Here is a 16237-nt window from a genome sequence, read left to right as displayed (position 1 = left end):
TGTGCCACTCATTCAGCCGCCCATGCTCACCCACGGCGGAACCCACCCCGCCCGCGCGATGCGCATGATGATCAGGGACCTCGCACGCGGTTCCCAGGGCGTCACCGAGGCCAACGACCTCAAGGTCAGGCAGCTCTCGACGCCGGGCTCCGCCGTCCGCGTCGGAGACGGGTCGTCCATCATCCGCGGTGCGTCATGGGCCCAAGGCGCCTACACCCAGTACAACGTGGGCGACACCACGGTCCCCATCGCGCCCACGGGCGCGTCGGCGCGTTCGGACCTGCTCGTACACCGAGTGGAGGATCCGGAGTACGAGGGCAACCGGGACCCCGCCACTGAGGACATCGGATACTTCCATGTCATCCCCAACGTGGGGGCGACAGCAACCGCGGTCCCGGCCGGGATGACCGCGATACCCCTGGCCCGGATCGACATCCCGCCCAACACGGCGACGATCACGGACGCGATGATCAAGGACCTGCGGCGCATCGCCAACCCGCGCAGGGACCGCCGCCTCTACACCGCCTTCCCGGGCAGCCTCCAGCGCCTGACCTACTCGGACAACCGCTGGCACACGTGGCCGGCGGCCGCGCGGTGGACCATCCCCGTCCCCGACTGGGCCGTGAACGTCAAAGCGATCACGACCTTCGCAGGTCTCCGTATGGACAGCGCCGATGTCTACGCCACCATGCAGCAGGTCTTCGGCCCGATTCAGGGCCAGGACACCGTCATCGACGACGACCAGGGCAAGAACACACGGCGGAGCGCGATCGTCCTCGCCGACAGCCTCGGAGTCTCGGCCGCCATGCGCGGGACGAACCAGATCCTGTACGTGCAGACCTACATGTCGAAGGCGGAGACCGGCAACCTGGCCGTCGACGGCGGCACCTCGATGATCTGCGACGTGGAGTTCAGCGAGGGCGTCATCTGATGGCGTACCGCTACCTCACGACGCATGCCCTCACCGGCCAGACGCTGGCCTGGGATCTTCCCCTGAGCGAGGTGGAGTTCGGGCCCGAGCTGTCCGGACCCGGCTCCTTCACGGGCGTCCTGGAACCCAAGCTGGCCGGGCTGATGCCTTCCCAGGTAGACCCTGGGACCACGGCGATCTACGTCGAGCGCGACCGGACACTGCTGTGGGGCGGGCTGATCTGGAGAGCCGAGCCCGAAGGACAGAAGCTCCGCCTGGAGGCCAGCGGCTTCGGGTCCTACCTGACCAAGCGGACGGATACGCACGGCAACCTCGGCGGCCGCGGTCCCTGGGTGCACGCCGACCCGTGCCGTGTGATCCGGGACGCGTGGGCGTACTGCCAGGCTCAGCCAGACGGGGACGTGCGCGTCGCAGTGGACGCCACAACGTCGCGGGCTACGGTCGGGACGCCCGCCGAGCCATACTCCACTTCGTGGTGGGAGGCACCCTCTCTCGCGAAGGTCGTCGACGACATGGTTGCGGTCGCTGGCGGTCCGGAGTGGACCGAAGCGGTCGCATGGTCGGGCAACTCTCCGACCCAGCGCATACGCATCGGCTGGCCCCGCCTTGGAACCCGACGGCAGGACATCAGCTTCACATCCGGAATCAACGTGGCCTCGGCGGTCCCGGTGCAGTACGACGCCGACGCCTACGCCCAGGTGATCATCGGCCTCGGTGCCGGCGAGGGCCGTTCCCGGCGCCGCGCCGTCGATGCGGCCCGAAACGGGCGGCTCCGGCTGGAGCACGTGCTTGAACTCCCGGACGAGAAGGCGACCGACCGCCTGGCCGCGCGTGCTCGCGCCGAGCGCGTGGCCCGATCGGTCATCGGGGAGGTCACCGAGATCGTGCTTCGGGACCACCCTGCGGCGCGCATCGGCTCCTTCCAGATCGGTGACGACGTCCGCGTGCGCCTCACCGACGAGTGGACACAGTACGACGGCTGGGCTCGGATCACCGGCTGGCTCCTGAAGCCGCCGTCCGACGCCGGGCCGGAGCAGATCACAGTTCAACTGGCGCGGGCCGACAGATTCACCTACGGAGCGTGATCATGAGCAACCCCATAGCCGACTTCGCCGCCCGCCTCGCCGGCGTCGAGCGGCGGCTCGACAGCACGAGCCGGACCGCCCAGCTTGCCTACTCCTCCATCGAGGACGGCGCGATCAGCGTCTACGACGGGGACGGATCCCTTCGCGCGATCATCGGCCAGCAGCCGGACGGTACGACCGGCCTCACCGTCACCAACGGGCCGCCCCCTCCGCAGCCGACTCAGCCGACGCTCGTGCCGTCGATCGGAGGCGTGACGGTGGCTTGGGACGGGCAGTTCCTCGACGGGAGCGCCGCCCCCCTGGACTGGGCTCGGCTGGAGATCCACACCGCAGAGGTGCCCTTCACGCCAGATTCATCGACTCTGCGCGCGACCATTGAGTCTCCGCAGGGCGGCACCTTCACCGTCCAGGCCGAGACACCCCAATACGTCTGCCTCGTGGCACGGAACACGTCAGGCACCGCGTCGCCGCCATCCTCGCCTGCGGGGCCTCTGGGTCGCATGCCGGTCGTCGCCGAAGCGGTGCTCGACGGCATCGTGGGCGAGCTGGCGCTCGCGGATGCCGCCGTCAGCCGCGCGAAGATCGCGGTCGGCGCCGTTGATGCGGACCGCCTCGCCATCGGGACCGGCAACCTCCTACCCGACGGCGGATTCGAAGGCCCGTATTCCGAGAAGCTGATCGCCGACAGTCCCGACTGGCAGCTGACGGGGCCGGGCTACAACTCGGCCCGCTGCCTCACAGCGACCGTCACCGCCGACGTGCCGACTACACGAGGCCAGCGGCTTGCCGTGCTTCCGGTCTCCCCGGGCGACCGGTTCTTCCTCGCGGTCGACTACCGGACCAGTCTCGACTGGTCCGGACTCGGCGCGCGGCTCGCCCTGCGGTGGTGCGACGCGAGCGGCGCCACGCTGGGGGCAGACGCCGTCGAGCGGGCGGCCGCGCCCAACTCTGCGTGGACGCGTATGAGCGGTCAGGCTCAGGCGCCCGCCCACACGGTGAGAGCCGAGGTATGGGCGGAAGCCGTCCAGGCGAGCCAGGGGACGGTGTCCTTCGACAACTCCGAGCTTCGCACGGTCGTCACGGCCGGCATGGTCCTGGCGGGTTCCATAGGCACCACCGAGCTGGCCGCGAACTCCATCACAGGCGAGAAGGTCGTAGCCCAGAGCATCACCGGCCGGGAGGTGAAGTTCCAGACCCTGACCGGCGATCACATGGACGTCAACAACGTCCGCGTCGCCCTCCTGACCGCGGGTGTCGTCACGGCCGACATGATCAAGGCCGACGCGCTCAACGGCAAGACGATCACCGGCCTGAAGATCATCGGCGCCGAGATCAACGGCGCCACCCTGCGCACCGCCGACTCGGGCAGCCGGGTGGAGATCACGTCCGTACCCGCCAGCGAAACGACGCCGGCGTCCGGGCGGGTGCAGCTCCCGTCGGGCTCGGCAGCCGAGGTCGAACCAGCGGCCGTCTACTCGCTGTACGACGCCAGCAGTAACCGTTCCACCCTGAGGCTGCAGTCGGCTGTACTGCGCGCGGCGAACACGGCGGGCGGCGCCATGAAGGCCATGGCATCGGAGCCCACGTGGCCCAACTCTGCGATCACCATGTGGTCGGAGCCTGACACCTCCTACCTCGAAGTGGTCGCCACCAAGGCGATCATCGAGGCGGGCTCTGTCGAGATCGGCGACTCCATCCGCACCCACCTCGTCATCGAGGGCAACAACATCAACGCGGAGAACCCGGGGGGCCGCGCGCCGGTCTACATCGGCGGCACGTTCACGGTCGACCCTGACGGATGGATCAGCCGCTACAACGAGGCCTGGCGCGAGCCGACGATCGCGTCAGGCTGGGTTCAGTACGGGGGAACCTGGGACCGGGTCGCCTGCAAGGTCTTCCCCGACAAAACCGTCGGGCTGCGAGGGGTGCTCAAGCGGACCTCCAAGGACCCCGTGGGCTCAAGCGAGATGGTCATGGTCCTCCCTGCTGCGGCCCGGCCGAAGGCCAGCTACACCCAGCAGTTCCAGGTTCTCGTCTCGAACGGGGCAGCGGCCTTCCTAAATCTCAACCCGGCCACGGGCGTTGTCACCCTGACCAACGTCACCGCGGCTGCGTCCACGGCACTGGCGACCGGGACGGCGCACCTGAGCCTGAGCGGCATCCGCTACCCGCTGGACTGACGCTGGCTGACCGTCCGAAGTTCCGCCGTATGATCGAGGCGTGGCGCGGGGCCACCGATCACTAGGAGTTCGCGGTGACCATCCCGCCGGGTGCGGAGCCCACGCTGTGGGAGCTGCACCGCGCCGTCGTCCAGCTGCGCGAGGACCAGCGCGACGACCTCGCCCAGCTCCGTGACGATCTGCGCGGCGACATCGCCGCCCTGGCGAACCGCTTGGCCGAGGTGGTCACCGTGGACGTCTACCGAGCCGACCAGCGCAACGTCGTCCAGCGGATCGACTCTCTCGAACGCGACCTTGAGGAAGTGAAGCGGGAGCGCAGCCAAGACCGGGAGCAGGCCACCACGAACCGGCGCCTCGTCGTCTCCGCGTTCATCGCCCCGGTGCTGCTGACCGTGCTGCAGCTGGTACTTGCCGCCCGCGGTAGCCCGTAGGGCTAACACCACCACCTACAACTCAGCTGGCGCGGGGGAGAAGCAGGACGCGCCTCATGCCCGACCTCTGGCTGCCCGGCGCCGAGCGGCACCCGCTCGGCGATACGGCACCGACCGACACCCAGTACGCCCCGCGCGTGATCTGGCACATCACCTGGGACAAGAACGCCAGCTCAGCCCGCCCGGCCGATCTCGTCCCGTTCGACCGGCTCGTGGCGTACTTCACCGGCGCCGGACGCAGCTCGGCCCCCCACCTGCTCTGGGACCCCTTCACGGGCCGAATCGCGCAGTTCTACCCGGCGAACAGCCGGTCGAAGTCGGTTGTGGACCTCTCCGGCGGCACGCGGACGAACCGCACTGGGAAGGTCTGCCTCCAGGTCGAGACGCTCTTCTTCCCGCACTGCCGCGTCAACGGCAAGTCGTACGCGACCGTCCGTGACACACCTGCGAAAGGGCTGGACAAGATTCTGGCCTGGGCCCGGAGCTGGGGCGTCCCCGACGGCTGGCCCATGGGCTTCCCCTCCTGGTCCGCGAACCGGAGCGAGGAGGTGTGGGAAACCCGGGGCGGGCACTACGGGCACAGCCAGACGCCTGAGAACACGCACACGGACCCGGGCCCAATGCCGAAGTGGCCCGCGGACGGATCGCCGGCCCCCAAGCCCGGTCCGCCCCGCTTTCCCGGGCGGGGCGCCTTCGGCCCCGGCAAGTCGAACGGCTCGATCCTCCTGCTCGGTCAGCAGCTCGTCAGCCGGGGCTACGGCAAGCACTACCGGGTCGGCCCCAGCCGCGACTGGGGCGAGGCGGACCGACTGAACGTCGCGACCTTCCAGCGAGCCCAGGGCTGGAGCGGCGCGGACGCCGACGGGCTGCCCGGCCCTGAGACCTGGCATCGGCTCTTCGCCTGACCTCACCGATTCGACCAAGGAGACAGCTCCCTGTGAACCTGTACGTGTCCCTCCTGCGCACGGGCGTTCCGGCCATCGCCGGCGCGATCGTCGCCTTCGCCCTGCGCTACGGCCTCGACCTCAACGCGTCCACGCTCACCGAGGTCCTGACGCCGCTCGCGGCCTTCCTCTACTACGGGGTCTTCCGCCTGGCCGAGACGCACCTGTCGCCGCGCTTCGGATGGCTGCTCGGGTACGCCCGTCCCCCGCAGTACGAGACGGCCCCGGTGCCTCTGCCGAGCGTGTCCTGTGACAGCGAATCTTGATCGTGCGCCGTCGGACTTTGACTGATGTGAGTTCGTGTCATCGAAGGTTGATCACGTAGTTCAGATGCGCCGTCCGAGTGTCCCCGGATGGGTGAGATGTGCATGTATGCACCTGGGCGCGGGTAGCGGTCTCCATCGATTGATCATCATCCCGGACGATGGGACGCAGCATGGGTGACCGCCAGCACGGCACAGTGAAGTGGTTCAACGACGAGATGGGACGTGGGTTCATCACCCCGGCGGATGGGGGCGACGATCTCCCCACCGACTACAAGGCCATCCGGACCGACGGACCCAGGACCCTCACGGAAGGGCAAGACGTCACCTTCGTCGCCGAACGGGGCCTGAAGGGAATGCAGGCCGTGGAGGTCCAACCCGAGTAGGTCCGCACCTTGCTGGGGGTGGGGCCAGGCCCGGCCCCGCCCCTGCCCTTCCGGGTTCGTCAGCCCGGCAGCGACCGCTCAACCTTCCTTGCCATGTACTCAAGGTTCGCTGTCACCGGACAGCGAGCCTGATCTTCGGGCTCAGAACTCTCGGTGCTCATGCAAGGAAGAAGGCCCCCGTCATACGACGGGGGCCTTCGACCTCTTGGAGACACCCACTCTACCGCCGTTCTGGGCAGCGCCGAGTCTCCACGCCCACTGGTTACAATCTATATGCATACGTTGGTAGAGCGGGAGGCGTCGAAGTGGTAGAGGGACAGGGGCTGGCGGCGAGGAAGCCGTACCTGGTCGGCGGGGCGGAGTTCGCCGAGCTGTACGACGTGAAGCGGCTCCAGGTCAGCCAGTGGATCAGCCGGGACCACACGCTCGACTACCGGTATGCCAAGATCATCAGCGGCTCGCCGTACTGGCTGTTGCGGTTTGCCAAGGAGTTCGGGGAGACCACGCCCCGGCCGCGGCATCTGAACTCGGCGGCGCTTGAGCGTCTGGTCGCCTCGCAGGACCCGGGCTACTGGGCGAGCGAGGTGAGCGAGCTGCCCCCGCTCGTAGGTCAGGCGGAGCTGAGTGTGCTGTTCGGGGTGTCGCGCCCGCTCCTGCGTGATGCCCTGGACTCGGGCCGGCTCCGTCCCGCCGACTACACCCTCTCGGGCTCTCCGATCTGGCTCCTGGAGCCCGTGGTGGCTGAGGCTCCCACGCTCAAGGCTGGCGCCCGCACGGCGGATTGGTCGATGGATGAGAGCGTCCTGGAGGCCCTGCGTGCGGGGTCGTACGACGGGTCGGGTTCCATGATCGTTCCGCGAGGTAGGGCGGCAGCGAAGCCCGGCAACTAGGTTCCGTAGCAGGCGATTTGATTTGAATTCACCCCTAATCGCATATAGAATGGAAGCGCATCCAGGGGGGTGCGCTTTCGTGCGTTGAGGGAGGGTCGTGTACGGAATCAGGGGGCCGCCGTGGGGTGGTCGATGTTGCTGACGATCGACAATTCGCCCATCCAAAGATAGATTCCAACACTCCAGAGTCGTCGGTCTATCTCTGAGGGGGAGCCTTGTTGATCGAGCAGCCGCCGTTGTTCGGCATCCAGCCCGTTCGTCGTCCCTCCGGTACCTCCGGCCTGACGATTCAAGAGCGGTTCGAGGCATTCCACGCTTGCAACCCCTGGGTGGCACGGGCGCTGGAACGGCTCACCGCCGACTGCGTAGCCACCGGGTTCAGCCGCATTGGCATCGGGATGCTCTTCGAGCTCCTGCGCTACCAGTACGGGGCGGCCACCCACGGCGATGAGTTCGCGCTGAACAACTCCTACCGCTCCCGGTACGTCCGGCTGCTTCTGGACGACCACCCGGAGTGGGCGCCTCTTTTCGAGGTCCGCAGCTTGCGCGCGGACTGACCCACACGACCTCTTGGAGCCAGATCGTGACCGCACCAACGGACGCCCCCAAGGCGCCTGGCATCAAAATCAGGACCCGCAAGCCGACCGGGATAGTCCCGTGGCCGCTTCTCCTCATCGAAGGGGAAGAGGGCGCCGGCAAGACCTACTCAGCCGCCCAGTTCTCCAGCAGCGACCGCATCGGCCAGATGTACTGGATCGACCTCGACGAAGGCAGCGCAGACGAGTACGCGGCCATCGAGGGCGCGGACTACCTGATCATCGAGCACGACGGTACCTACCGGGACATCCTTGAGCAGATCGAGGCGGTGCACTCCGAGGCGCGGCGAGCGGCCGCAGCCAAGGAGAAGCCGGTCGTCCTCGTCATCGACTCTGGCTCCGCCCTGTGGCGGATGCTGACCAACTGGACCTACGAGCGCGGTCGGCGAACCAACAAGAACCGCAAGCTCCTCCAGGACGACCCGGACGCCGCGTACGACATCGGCCGCAACCTCTGGAACGACGCTCTGGAGCGGTGGAGCAGGGTGATCTACCTCCTGCGCACCCTGCCCGGCATCGCCATCGTCCTGGCGCGCGGCAAGGAGGTCAGCGCAACCGACGACACCGGCCAGCCGGTCCGGAACAAGACGGAGTGGAAGGTCGCGGCACAGAAGGACCTCGGCTTCGACGCCACCTGCTGGATCCGCATGAAGCGCGACACCGACCCGCAGGTCATCAAGGTCCGTTCCCTCAGGGTGCAGGTGCAGCGCGGGAAGCCCATCACCTTGCAGGACTTCAGTATCGAGGACCTGGTCTTCAGCAAGCTCGGCTGCTCCGTCGAGTCTCAGCCCCGGATCATGCCCGCCCTCACTGGCGACCTCGTCCAGCCCTGGCTGAACCGCATCGAGAAGCTGAAGGACAAGGACGCCCTCCAGGCACTGTGGCGGTCGGTCCCGGACCAGGCCAACCGGCTCGGCCGCGAGGAGATCCTCACCATCCGAGCTGCTGCCGAGCGGCGGGCCGCCGAACTGGAGAACCCCCGCTCCGGCATGGGGGAGGGCCCCCTGTCCGACGCCGACAAGCTCCGCGCCGCCGCTCGCCAGAGGGCAGCCGAGCAGGACGCGGATGCCGAGCAGTGACCCCCTCGACTCTGGAGATCCCCTCATGTCCGTAGCAGCCCTTCCCGGCACCGCCGCACCCTCCATATGGGACGCGGCCCACGACGTCGACGCTCGCCGGCCGCGCTCCCTTCAGACCCAGCTGGGAGCGTCCGACACGGTGTGCGGACGCCGGGCCGCCTACATCCTCCACGGTGTAGTCCCGACGGATCAGTCCGACAAGCGGGCCGCCATCCTCGGCACCTACATCCACCACGGCCTCCTGGAGTCGGCGCGCACCGAATACCGGTGGCTCGTCGAGCGCAGCATTCAGGACAGCCGCATCCGAGGGCACGTTGACGTCGTGCAGCTCGACGCGGCGACCGCCGCGCGGCTGCCCGCCCGTCACCGGCCCGCGGTCCCGGCCGACGTGCTCACGGTGGAAGACGTCAAGACCAAATCGACCTACCTGTGGGACCAGGTCCGCCGATACGGCGCCACGGCCGCCGAACTGCGGCAGGTGCACCTGTACGCCGGTGCCCTCGCCGAGGTGGGCTTCGAGGACGTTCCTGGGCAGCGGTACCTCGCCCGGCTGGGGCCCCTGGAGATCGGCCGCATCCGCTTCCGCTTCATCAACAGGGACAACGGCGCCGAGCACGTCCAGGAGATCGACTTCGACCCCCAGCGCGCCGCCGAAGCCGGATGGTGGGTGGAACGGGTGAGGGAGACGACCGACCCGGACCAGATGCCGCGCGACTTCAACGGACCGGGGCTGGACCCCATCTGCGATTACTGCCCCTTCCGGTCCCTGTGCTGGCCCGAAGCCGAGCCGGGTGCCCCCGTCCAGACCGCGCTCATCCACAACGACGCCGACCGTGAACAGGCCCTGATCGACTACGTGAAGGGCCACGAGCTCGCGGCGGAGGGAGCCCGGATCAAGCAGCTCGCGCGCCAGAAGCTCGACCGTTCCCCGGAGGGGATCTACGGGCCCAACCGGCTCTCCTGGCGCGGCGGCAACGACGGCGAGGAGGACGACCTCGAGGCCATGGTCGACCTGCACGAGGTCGCGAGCCTGCCGGTGCCGATGGTTCCGGACGCCGGCCGCATGATCAAGAACCTGACCGCAGCTGGACTGCCGGTGCCACGCCGGAAGACGGGACGGAAGACGCCTCGGGTCATCAACGTCGGACCCGCCTGACGTACGAACACCGCCTCATGAGCCCCGCCCGGCAGAGACCGGGCGGGGCGCCCCGTCCTGCCCCGCACCGTCCGAGGAAAGCGTGCCGTGTCCATCCAGCTGATGATCGCTGCGTCCTACCTGCCACCCGAAGAAGTGACCCAAGGGCAGAAGCTCGCCCTCATGAAGATCGCGGACTCCGCCGATGACGAAACGCGCCTGTCGCGGCCGGGCCTGACGCGCCTTGCCGCCTGGGTGGGTGTGAGTGACAAGCGCGCCATCACCATCGTCACCGAGCTGATCGCCAAGGGCTTCGTCGAGCGCGTGGAGACCGGGAAGGTGGGGCGCGCTGCCGTCTACCGGGTCTTCCCTCTCGGCGTGCCTCCGACCCCGACCACGCCGGAGCTCAAGGCCGCAGCCGCCGCGCGCAAGGCGGCACCGAAGAACCCGCGGTTGGCCCGCCCGGGAGTATCGCGCCCCAAGCCCGACAAGCCGGCCATGACCTACCAGGACGTGGAGAAGAGAGAAGCCGAGCGCCGCCAGAGAGGCGAATCTGCGCAGGTGGAGCCAGGGTTCCACGAAGGGAACCCTGCTGACAGCGCAGGGTTGCGCGAGGGGAACCCTGAAGCCCAGGAGCCCCGGGTTCCCCCGGTGGAACCCGGTGAGTTCCGCGAGGGAAACCCTGTGGGTTCCCTCGGTGAAACCCCTTCCTTTCCTGGTCCTTCCTCTGTTCTTCCTTTCCCCCCTACCCCCACGGCTGACGCCGTAGGGGAGCCTGCTCCGCCTGCTGCTGGCTCTTCTGAGCAGGAGCGCGCTGCGTCCCCAGAGGGTTGCGAGAGGCACAGAGGCCGCCCTGCTGCGTCCTGTCGTGGCTGCGGCACCAATCCGCGTGCAGGACGGGAGCGCGAGCGGGTGCGGGCCAAGGAGGCGGAGAGGCGGGCTGACAGCCAGTTCTGGGAGGACTGGAGGGAGGGGGCAGCCAGTCGGCGTCAACAAGCCGACGCGCAGGTGGAGACGGCCGAGAGAGCCCGTGAGGAGGCCCGTGCCGCCGTGCGGAGCTTCAAGGAGCTCAAGCGCCAACAGCAGTAGCCAGGAAAATTCCGCCAAAAATATGGACATCCCGGCAATTGCATATAGAATAGAAGCGCAAGGAGGGGAAACCCCTCCTGGACCGGAAGGACACCATGACCTACTTGCCGACCCTCGGTCGCGACTGCGACGGGGCCCTGGTCCTCGACAACTCCACCGTGATCCACGCGTGCCTGCGCATCCTCGCGGACCTCTACCGGGAGGACCCCGAGGGAACCGGGGATGCGCTCGTCGGCATCGCCGACCTCGGCGACGCGGTCGAGGAGGAGCGGTGCTCCAGCGGCTGCGGATGCATCGAGCGCGCCCGCGACGCAGTGATCGACCGCCTCATCGAGAGCCTGGGGGGTGCGCGAGTCCGCCTCGATCCCCGCGTCAACCACCGGGCCCTCATGCAGATCCGCCACCTCGCCGGCGAGGCCCGGTGGATCGCGGACGTCTCCGACGCTCGTGCCGAGGAGCTCGCATCGGTGGCCGCCGTGGCGCGCCAGATGAACGAGAAGGGGCGCCAGGCGTCCACCTCGTAAGGCATTCAAAATCAACCCGAAATAGATCCCAACGCTATAGTGTTTGCCCTCGACCTCTTGGAGAGTTCGTGAACAACGCCCTTGTCCCCGCCCCCTTGCCCGAACACGGCCGCATCACCGACCCGCTCTGGCGACGGCTGTGGAACGCCTATGACGAGGTGATCGGCGCCCTGCGCCGCATCCCGCTCCACGTCGACGTCGAGACCACCGGCGGCGAGTTCGGCATCGTCGCCGAACTGGCCGACGGCTCGCACCTGTGGATCGCCTCGGACCACGACCTGCCCCTGGACCCGACGGACCTTCAGGGCTTCCACGTCCGGCGAGCTCACCCGGACGTCCCGACGATCGACGAGATCGTCTACGACTCCACCCCCGCCGGGGAGCAGTCCGGAAACGGCAACGACGTCGCCCCCGTCATCGTCGCGATCACCGAGTTCATCGCCGCACAGGGCCTCGCGACCCCGCCCGTCGAGGTGTTCTCCGTCCAAACGGTGGGTGTGACCGCCAAGCACCGCGCGGTCGTCGACCTGGGTCCGGAGTCCTATCTCAAGCGCGAGGAGGCACTGAAGGCGTTCGACCAGGCCACCCACTTCATCGAGCGGGAGGGTGCCCGTCTCATCCACCTAACGGGCGAGGACACCGACTGGCCCGTGACGGTCTGGGACGTGCACGGCGAAGTGGTCACCATATTCCTGGCACACGGCAGGCAGGCCCCGAGCCAGGCCACGCCCGGGCGCCCCGCCGACGCCGAGCCGAGCCCGTCGTGACCGCCCTGTACGCCTTACTCGCGCTCGGCGTCGGCGCCGCCGCCGGCCTCGCTGCCCTCGCTATCGATGAACTGCGGCGGGAGGCGCGCAGCAGGATCCCGCGCTGCACCACCTGCGGCGAGACGCACCGCCGCCACGCAGCCCACCGCTGAACCGCCGCCGGGCCCGCACGGGCCCGGCGGCCCCGACCTCTTGAGAAGACATGGGATACGACATCTACGTCCAGGATCAGGAAGGCAGATTCCTGATAGGCGACGAGAACTACTTCCGAATCGCCGACACCCGCATGCCTGGCGTCCTCGACGCGATGCAGAACCTGGGCATGGTCGTCGAGACGGCCAACCCCCCCTACCCGCAGCTCGACGGCTTCCAGCTCACGGAGGCCGACTTCCAGACCCACCTCCAGCGCGATCCGGAGGTGACGCAGCGCATCGATGCCTTCAGGGCCGCCTACCAGGCCGTCAAGGACGCCGCCGAGCCCGAGCCGACCGCGATCCCGAAGTACAAGCTCTCGCTCAGCGACGGGTTCCTCGTCACCGTCCCCGAGCTCACGGCCGCCTTGAAGGCCTATGCCGCCCACCCGGCCATCGACATCTCGGAGATGCCCTGGGGACAGCCGGACTGGGGGAACTGGATCTCCTTCCTGCGCCGCGCGCAGGTGCACGGCGGCCTGCGCACCCTCTGACTCTCGCCCTGCCCGGCTCCGCCAACCACGGGGCCGGGCCTTGGCAACACCTCTTGGAGAACATCCACATGGCAACAGTCATCGACCTGCTCTGCGGCGCGGGAGGCAGCAGTACCGGTCTCGTCGAGGCCGGACACGAACTCCTCCTCGGCATCAACCACTGGTCCCTCGCGATCGAAACCCACGCCGCAAATCACGTGAACGCCGACCACGCGTGCATGGACATCAGCGGCTTCCCCATGCGCCACCTGCCCAACGCCGACATCCTGTGGGCCTCCGTCATCTGCACCGAGATCAGCCCCGCGGGCGGACGCCCCCGCCAGACCGCCCAAATGGACCTCCTGACCATGGTCGAGGACAAGGACGACTGGGAGGCGCTGACCAAGGACGCCTTCGAGCGAACTCGGGTTACCGGGTGGTGCGTCGTCCGCGCAGCCGAGGCGAAAAAGTTCAAGGCCGTCGTCGTTGAAAACGTGGTCGAGTTCGGCCTCGACTGGGTCCTCTTCCCCACGTGGATTCAGGCCATGGAGCGCCTTGGCTACGACTACCAGATCACGTGCGTCAGCAGCGCCCACGTCGGCGACGAGACCAACCTGAGGGCGCCGCAGTGGCGCGACCGCATGTACGTCACCTTCACCCTCAAGGCCATGCGGAAGCCGGACCTCGCACCCCGCCCGCTCTCGTTCTGCCTTGAGTGCGGCGAGGACGTGAACGCGGTGCAGTCCTGGCACGTCACGGGCACACGAATCGGCAAGTACCGCCGGGACTACATCTACCGGTGCCCCAACACTCGCTGCCACCACGCCATGGTCGAGCCCTACGTCCGCCCCGCCAGCGACATCATCAACTGGGGCGACCTCGGCACTCGGATCGGCGACCGCAAGAGGCCACTCGCGGACAGCACGATGCAGCGGATCAACGCTGGCCTCATCAAGTTTCCTCACCGCCCCAGCTCCATCACCCTCACCCACGGCAAGGATGGGGGCGACCGGGCGTACGCCGTCGAGGACCGCCCCCTCTCCACGCGTACCGCCAAGCAGGGAGACGCCCTCCTCGTCCCGACAGGCGGCTCGTGGAACACCGACGCCGTTCCCGTCGACGTCCCGCTGCGCACCAGGACCACCCGCGAGAGCGAAGCCCTCGTGACAGTGGAGCCCTTCGTCGTGGAGTTCCGCAACCACGCCACCGCCAGCCCCGCCCGCAACCCGCTCGCCAGCATCACCGCCCAGGGCAACCACCACGGCCTGGTCACCCACAACGGCCACGTGCCCGAGCAGGCGCGGAACACCCTCGTCATCCCCTACCGCAAGGCGGCGGTCAAAACGGCTGTCGAACCCATCCACACGCTCTCCACCCGCGACTCCGCTGCGCTGCTGCGCAGCGCCCCGAACATCGAGGACTGCTACTTCCGGATGCTGAAGCCCCGAGAGCAGCTCCTCGCACAGAGGCTCCCGGGCGCCTACATCGTCTACGGCACCCAGGCCGAACAGACCATGCTGGCGGGTAACGCCGTCAGCGTGAACGTCGCGGGGTGGATCGGACGACGACTGGCGGCCGTCCTGTGACCGGTACCCGCAACCTCCCCGGTATCCACGTCACCGAGCACGCGCCCTGCTGGGGCGACGAGGACTTCGCTGTGGCCGATGACCGCTTCAAGTCCTCCGCTGACCTGATCAAGCTGTGCTCGCCCGTGCTCTACGTCTGCGCAGGCTGCCCGTTCCGCGCTGCGTGCATCCGGCAGGTCAGGCCGGCGAAGACCGAGTTCTCCGGCATCTGCGGCGGGCGCATCTGGAACAACGGGGAGATCGTCTGCACCCATCCGGACGCCGAACCCGCCGAGCTGCTTGCACCCGTCATCCGCAAGGCCGCGTGCGGCAAGGCGGCCGGCGTGCGTGCCCATCGGAAAGCCGCCGAGCAACTGTGCCTGCGTTGCCAGGAGTTCGACACGGACGCCGACCAGCTCGAACTGCCCACCTCGGACTGAGAGAAGACCTCCATGCCCCGTGACCGCCAGATGCGCGACCTCCTCGGCCCCGTGGCCGCAGTCGCCCTCATCGCCCAGCTCAACGGCGACCTTCCCGTGCCCAACATCAGCTTCGAGGTCATCTTCGACGGAGGCCGCGAGCTCGGTATGGGCGTACGCCTTCACCTCCACCACCCCGACCACGGCACCTACGAGAGGTGGGCCCAACTGATCGGAAGCGACAACCCCGACTCTCACACCGACTACACGCCCACGACCAGGGGCAACGTCATCCGCCGCACCTTCGGCGCCTACGCGGACATCCCCGTCGAGGTCGTCGCCTACGTCCCGCCGACGCAGCCGGTAGCCGTCAGCCACCTGGCGCTCGCCCTCGGCAGCTCTGCCGCCTGATCAGCCAACTTAGCCGCCCCGGAGGCCCCGGGGCGGCAACGACCACGAGACAGACACGACCAAGGGGAGGGGTGCCACGTGCATCAGCGCGAGAGCGAGCAGAGGACGGGGGACATGAGCGGGTCCACCTATACCGAGGACGGTCTTCGCCACGACGTCGCCGACCCTGCGACGTGGAGCGTACGGATCTGCCTGGAGCGGTGCACTACCTGCATCTTCCGGCCGGGCAACCTCATGAATCTGACCCAGGGCCGGGTGAAGAGCATGGTGGACCAGGCCGTCGCCGACGGCGGTCACATCGTCTGCCACGCCACGCTCGGCAGCGATGCGCCCGCGATCTGCGCGGGCTTCGAGGTCCACCCGGTGGGACGCGTGACGTCCCTCGCCCTACGCCTGGCACGTGCCGGGGTGCTCAGGATCGTCCGCGTCCGGCCCGACTCCGGGAGCCGAGCGTGAGCGCCGGCTTCATCGTGAACGGGCGCGTCTTCGCGGCCTGCCATCCGGAGGACACTGCTCGGCTGCGGATCGTCCGGTACCAGCCCGGGGAGTTGCGCGCCTTGGTCGCCGACGCCGCGACCGGCGCCCGCCAGCGGTCCATCCTGGTCTCCAGCTTGCACGACTCCCCGCTCACCAGAACGGGGGGCCGGCGACGCAGCGGCTACGCCCCGGACGACGACTGGGAGCCGGAAGCGCCCCCGCCGATGGTGGAGGCAGCTGTGGAGCCGAATGTCGGCGAGGTCGACTGGTTCCAGGGACTTCCCGGACGCCGGTTCAGAGTCGCGCTCCCGCCTCGGCTGATCCTGCTCAACGCCAACGAACGGCTTCACCACCATTGGCCTTGTTCACGAGTTCCGACAGCGGATATCCGCCGGTTTTGA

20 protein-coding genes are annotated in these 16237 nt (G+C 68.4%); all 20 read left to right on the top strand.

Features of this window, described 5'->3' with window-relative positions; genetic code table 11:
* The first annotated feature begins 1 nt into the window (after position 1).
* The 20 genes from AB0Q96_RS22520 (at position 2) to AB0Q96_RS22425 (ending at position 16237) form a co-directional block, all read left to right on the top strand.
* Positions 2-931, top strand: a complete 930-nt coding sequence (locus AB0Q96_RS22520; RefSeq protein WP_365328086.1) for a hypothetical protein — start codon at positions 2-4, stop codon at positions 929-931.
* The gene (locus tag AB0Q96_RS22515) at positions 931-2016 is read left to right on the top strand and encodes a hypothetical protein (protein ID WP_365328084.1); all 1086 of its coding nucleotides are present in this window, start codon (positions 931-933) and stop codon (positions 2014-2016) included. Before AB0Q96_RS22520 ends, AB0Q96_RS22515 begins: the two co-directional genes overlap by 1 nt.
* A 2-nt stretch (positions 2017-2018) precedes the next feature.
* Complete coding sequence (locus tag AB0Q96_RS22510) at positions 2019-4196, top strand: hypothetical protein (protein WP_365328082.1); 2178 nt, start codon at positions 2019-2021, stop codon at positions 4194-4196.
* Between the two features lie 74 nt (positions 4197-4270).
* A complete protein-coding gene (locus AB0Q96_RS22505; protein ID WP_365328080.1) occupies positions 4271-4627 on the top strand; it encodes a hypothetical protein in 357 nt (118 codons plus the stop codon).
* Positions 4628-4683: 56 nt separating this feature from the next.
* Positions 4684-5532 carry a peptidoglycan-binding protein gene (locus AB0Q96_RS22500; RefSeq protein WP_365328078.1) on the top strand — a complete coding sequence of 283 codons (849 nt, stop codon included), beginning with the start codon at positions 4684-4686 and terminating at the stop codon, positions 5530-5532.
* A gap of 32 nt (positions 5533-5564) precedes the next feature.
* Positions 5565-5837, top strand: a complete 273-nt coding sequence (locus AB0Q96_RS22495) for a hypothetical protein (RefSeq protein ID WP_365328076.1) — start codon at positions 5565-5567, stop codon at positions 5835-5837.
* Between the two features lie 170 nt (positions 5838-6007).
* Positions 6008-6220 carry a cold-shock protein gene (locus tag AB0Q96_RS22490; RefSeq protein WP_365328330.1) on the top strand — a complete coding sequence of 71 codons (213 nt, stop codon included), beginning with the start codon at positions 6008-6010 and terminating at the stop codon, positions 6218-6220.
* A gap of 305 nt (positions 6221-6525) precedes the next feature.
* The gene (locus tag AB0Q96_RS22485) at positions 6526-7110 is read left to right on the top strand and encodes a hypothetical protein (protein ID WP_365328074.1); all 585 of its coding nucleotides are present in this window, start codon (positions 6526-6528) and stop codon (positions 7108-7110) included.
* A gap of 218 nt (positions 7111-7328) precedes the next feature.
* Positions 7329-7667, top strand: a complete 339-nt coding sequence (locus tag AB0Q96_RS22480) for a hypothetical protein (RefSeq protein WP_365328072.1) — start codon at positions 7329-7331, stop codon at positions 7665-7667.
* A 26-nt stretch (positions 7668-7693) separates the two neighbouring features.
* Positions 7694-8785 (top strand): AAA family ATPase, encoded by a 1092-nt coding sequence (locus tag AB0Q96_RS22475; protein ID WP_365328070.1) that lies wholly within the window; start codon positions 7694-7696, stop codon positions 8783-8785.
* A 25-nt stretch (positions 8786-8810) separates the two neighbouring features.
* Positions 8811-9941 (top strand): PD-(D/E)XK nuclease family protein, encoded by a 1131-nt coding sequence (locus tag AB0Q96_RS22470; RefSeq protein ID WP_365328068.1) that lies wholly within the window; start codon positions 8811-8813, stop codon positions 9939-9941.
* Positions 9942-10028: 87 nt separating this feature from the next.
* The gene (locus AB0Q96_RS22465) at positions 10029-11009 is read left to right on the top strand and encodes a helix-turn-helix domain-containing protein (RefSeq protein ID WP_365328066.1); all 981 of its coding nucleotides are present in this window, start codon (positions 10029-10031) and stop codon (positions 11007-11009) included.
* Positions 11010-11104: 95 nt separating this feature from the next.
* Entirely contained in the window at positions 11105-11533 is a 429-nt protein-coding gene (locus AB0Q96_RS22460) for a hypothetical protein (RefSeq protein ID WP_365328065.1), read from the top strand.
* A gap of 68 nt (positions 11534-11601) precedes the next feature.
* The gene (locus AB0Q96_RS22455) at positions 11602-12300 is read left to right on the top strand and encodes a hypothetical protein (protein ID WP_365328063.1); all 699 of its coding nucleotides are present in this window, start codon (positions 11602-11604) and stop codon (positions 12298-12300) included.
* A gap of 202 nt (positions 12301-12502) precedes the next feature.
* Positions 12503-12985: a hypothetical protein gene (locus tag AB0Q96_RS22450; RefSeq protein ID WP_365328061.1), complete on the top strand. Its 483-nt coding sequence runs from the start codon at positions 12503-12505 to the stop codon at positions 12983-12985.
* Positions 12986-13053: 68 nt separating this feature from the next.
* On the top strand, positions 13054-14550 hold the full coding sequence (locus AB0Q96_RS22445; protein WP_365328058.1) for a DNA cytosine methyltransferase: 1497 nt from the start codon (positions 13054-13056) through the stop codon (positions 14548-14550).
* Positions 14547-14969 (top strand): hypothetical protein, encoded by a 423-nt coding sequence (locus AB0Q96_RS22440; protein ID WP_365328056.1) that lies wholly within the window; start codon positions 14547-14549, stop codon positions 14967-14969. Before AB0Q96_RS22445 ends, AB0Q96_RS22440 begins: the two co-directional genes overlap by 4 nt.
* A 12-nt stretch (positions 14970-14981) precedes the next feature.
* Positions 14982-15359: a hypothetical protein gene (locus tag AB0Q96_RS22435; protein ID WP_365328054.1), complete on the top strand. Its 378-nt coding sequence runs from the start codon at positions 14982-14984 to the stop codon at positions 15357-15359.
* 114 nt (positions 15360-15473) lie between these two features.
* A complete protein-coding gene (locus tag AB0Q96_RS22430) occupies positions 15474-15815 on the top strand; it encodes a hypothetical protein (protein ID WP_365328052.1) in 342 nt (113 codons plus the stop codon).
* On the top strand, positions 15812-16237 hold the full coding sequence (locus tag AB0Q96_RS22425) for a hypothetical protein (RefSeq protein WP_365328050.1): 426 nt from the start codon (positions 15812-15814) through the stop codon (positions 16235-16237). The genes AB0Q96_RS22430 and AB0Q96_RS22425 overlap by 4 nt, the downstream gene beginning before the upstream one ends.

This window comes from Streptomyces sp. NPDC093111 (genome assembly GCF_040683955.1).
Lineage (GTDB): Bacteria > Actinomycetota > Actinomycetes > Streptomycetales > Streptomycetaceae > Streptomyces.
This window is presented reverse-complemented; position numbering and strand designations above follow the sequence as displayed.

Bases quoted from the DNA above. Each gene is read 5' to 3' on its own strand.
- AB0Q96_RS22510 (WP_365328082.1), top strand. From the start codon at position 2,019: ATGAGCAACCCCATAGCCGACTTCGCCGCCCGCCTCGCCGGCGTCGAG.
- AB0Q96_RS22470 (WP_365328068.1), top strand. From the start codon at position 8,811: ATGTCCGTAGCAGCCCTTCCCGGCACCGCCGCACCCTCCATATGGGAC.
- AB0Q96_RS22450 (WP_365328061.1), top strand. From the start codon at position 12,503: ATGGGATACGACATCTACGTCCAGGATCAGGAAGGCAGATTCCTGATA.
- AB0Q96_RS22500 (WP_365328078.1), top strand. From the start codon at position 4,684: ATGCCCGACCTCTGGCTGCCCGGCGCCGAGCGGCACCCGCTCGGCGAT.
- AB0Q96_RS22435 (WP_365328054.1), top strand. From the start codon at position 14,982: ATGCCCCGTGACCGCCAGATGCGCGACCTCCTCGGCCCCGTGGCCGCA.
- AB0Q96_RS22515 (WP_365328084.1), top strand. From the start codon at position 931: ATGGCGTACCGCTACCTCACGACGCATGCCCTCACCGGCCAGACGCTG.
- AB0Q96_RS22490 (WP_365328330.1), top strand. From the start codon at position 6,008: ATGGGTGACCGCCAGCACGGCACAGTGAAGTGGTTCAACGACGAGATG.
- AB0Q96_RS22445 (WP_365328058.1), top strand. From the start codon at position 13,054: ATGGCAACAGTCATCGACCTGCTCTGCGGCGCGGGAGGCAGCAGTACC.
- AB0Q96_RS22460 (WP_365328065.1), top strand. From the start codon at position 11,105: ATGACCTACTTGCCGACCCTCGGTCGCGACTGCGACGGGGCCCTGGTC.
- AB0Q96_RS22430 (WP_365328052.1), top strand. From the start codon at position 15,474: ATGAGCGGGTCCACCTATACCGAGGACGGTCTTCGCCACGACGTCGCC.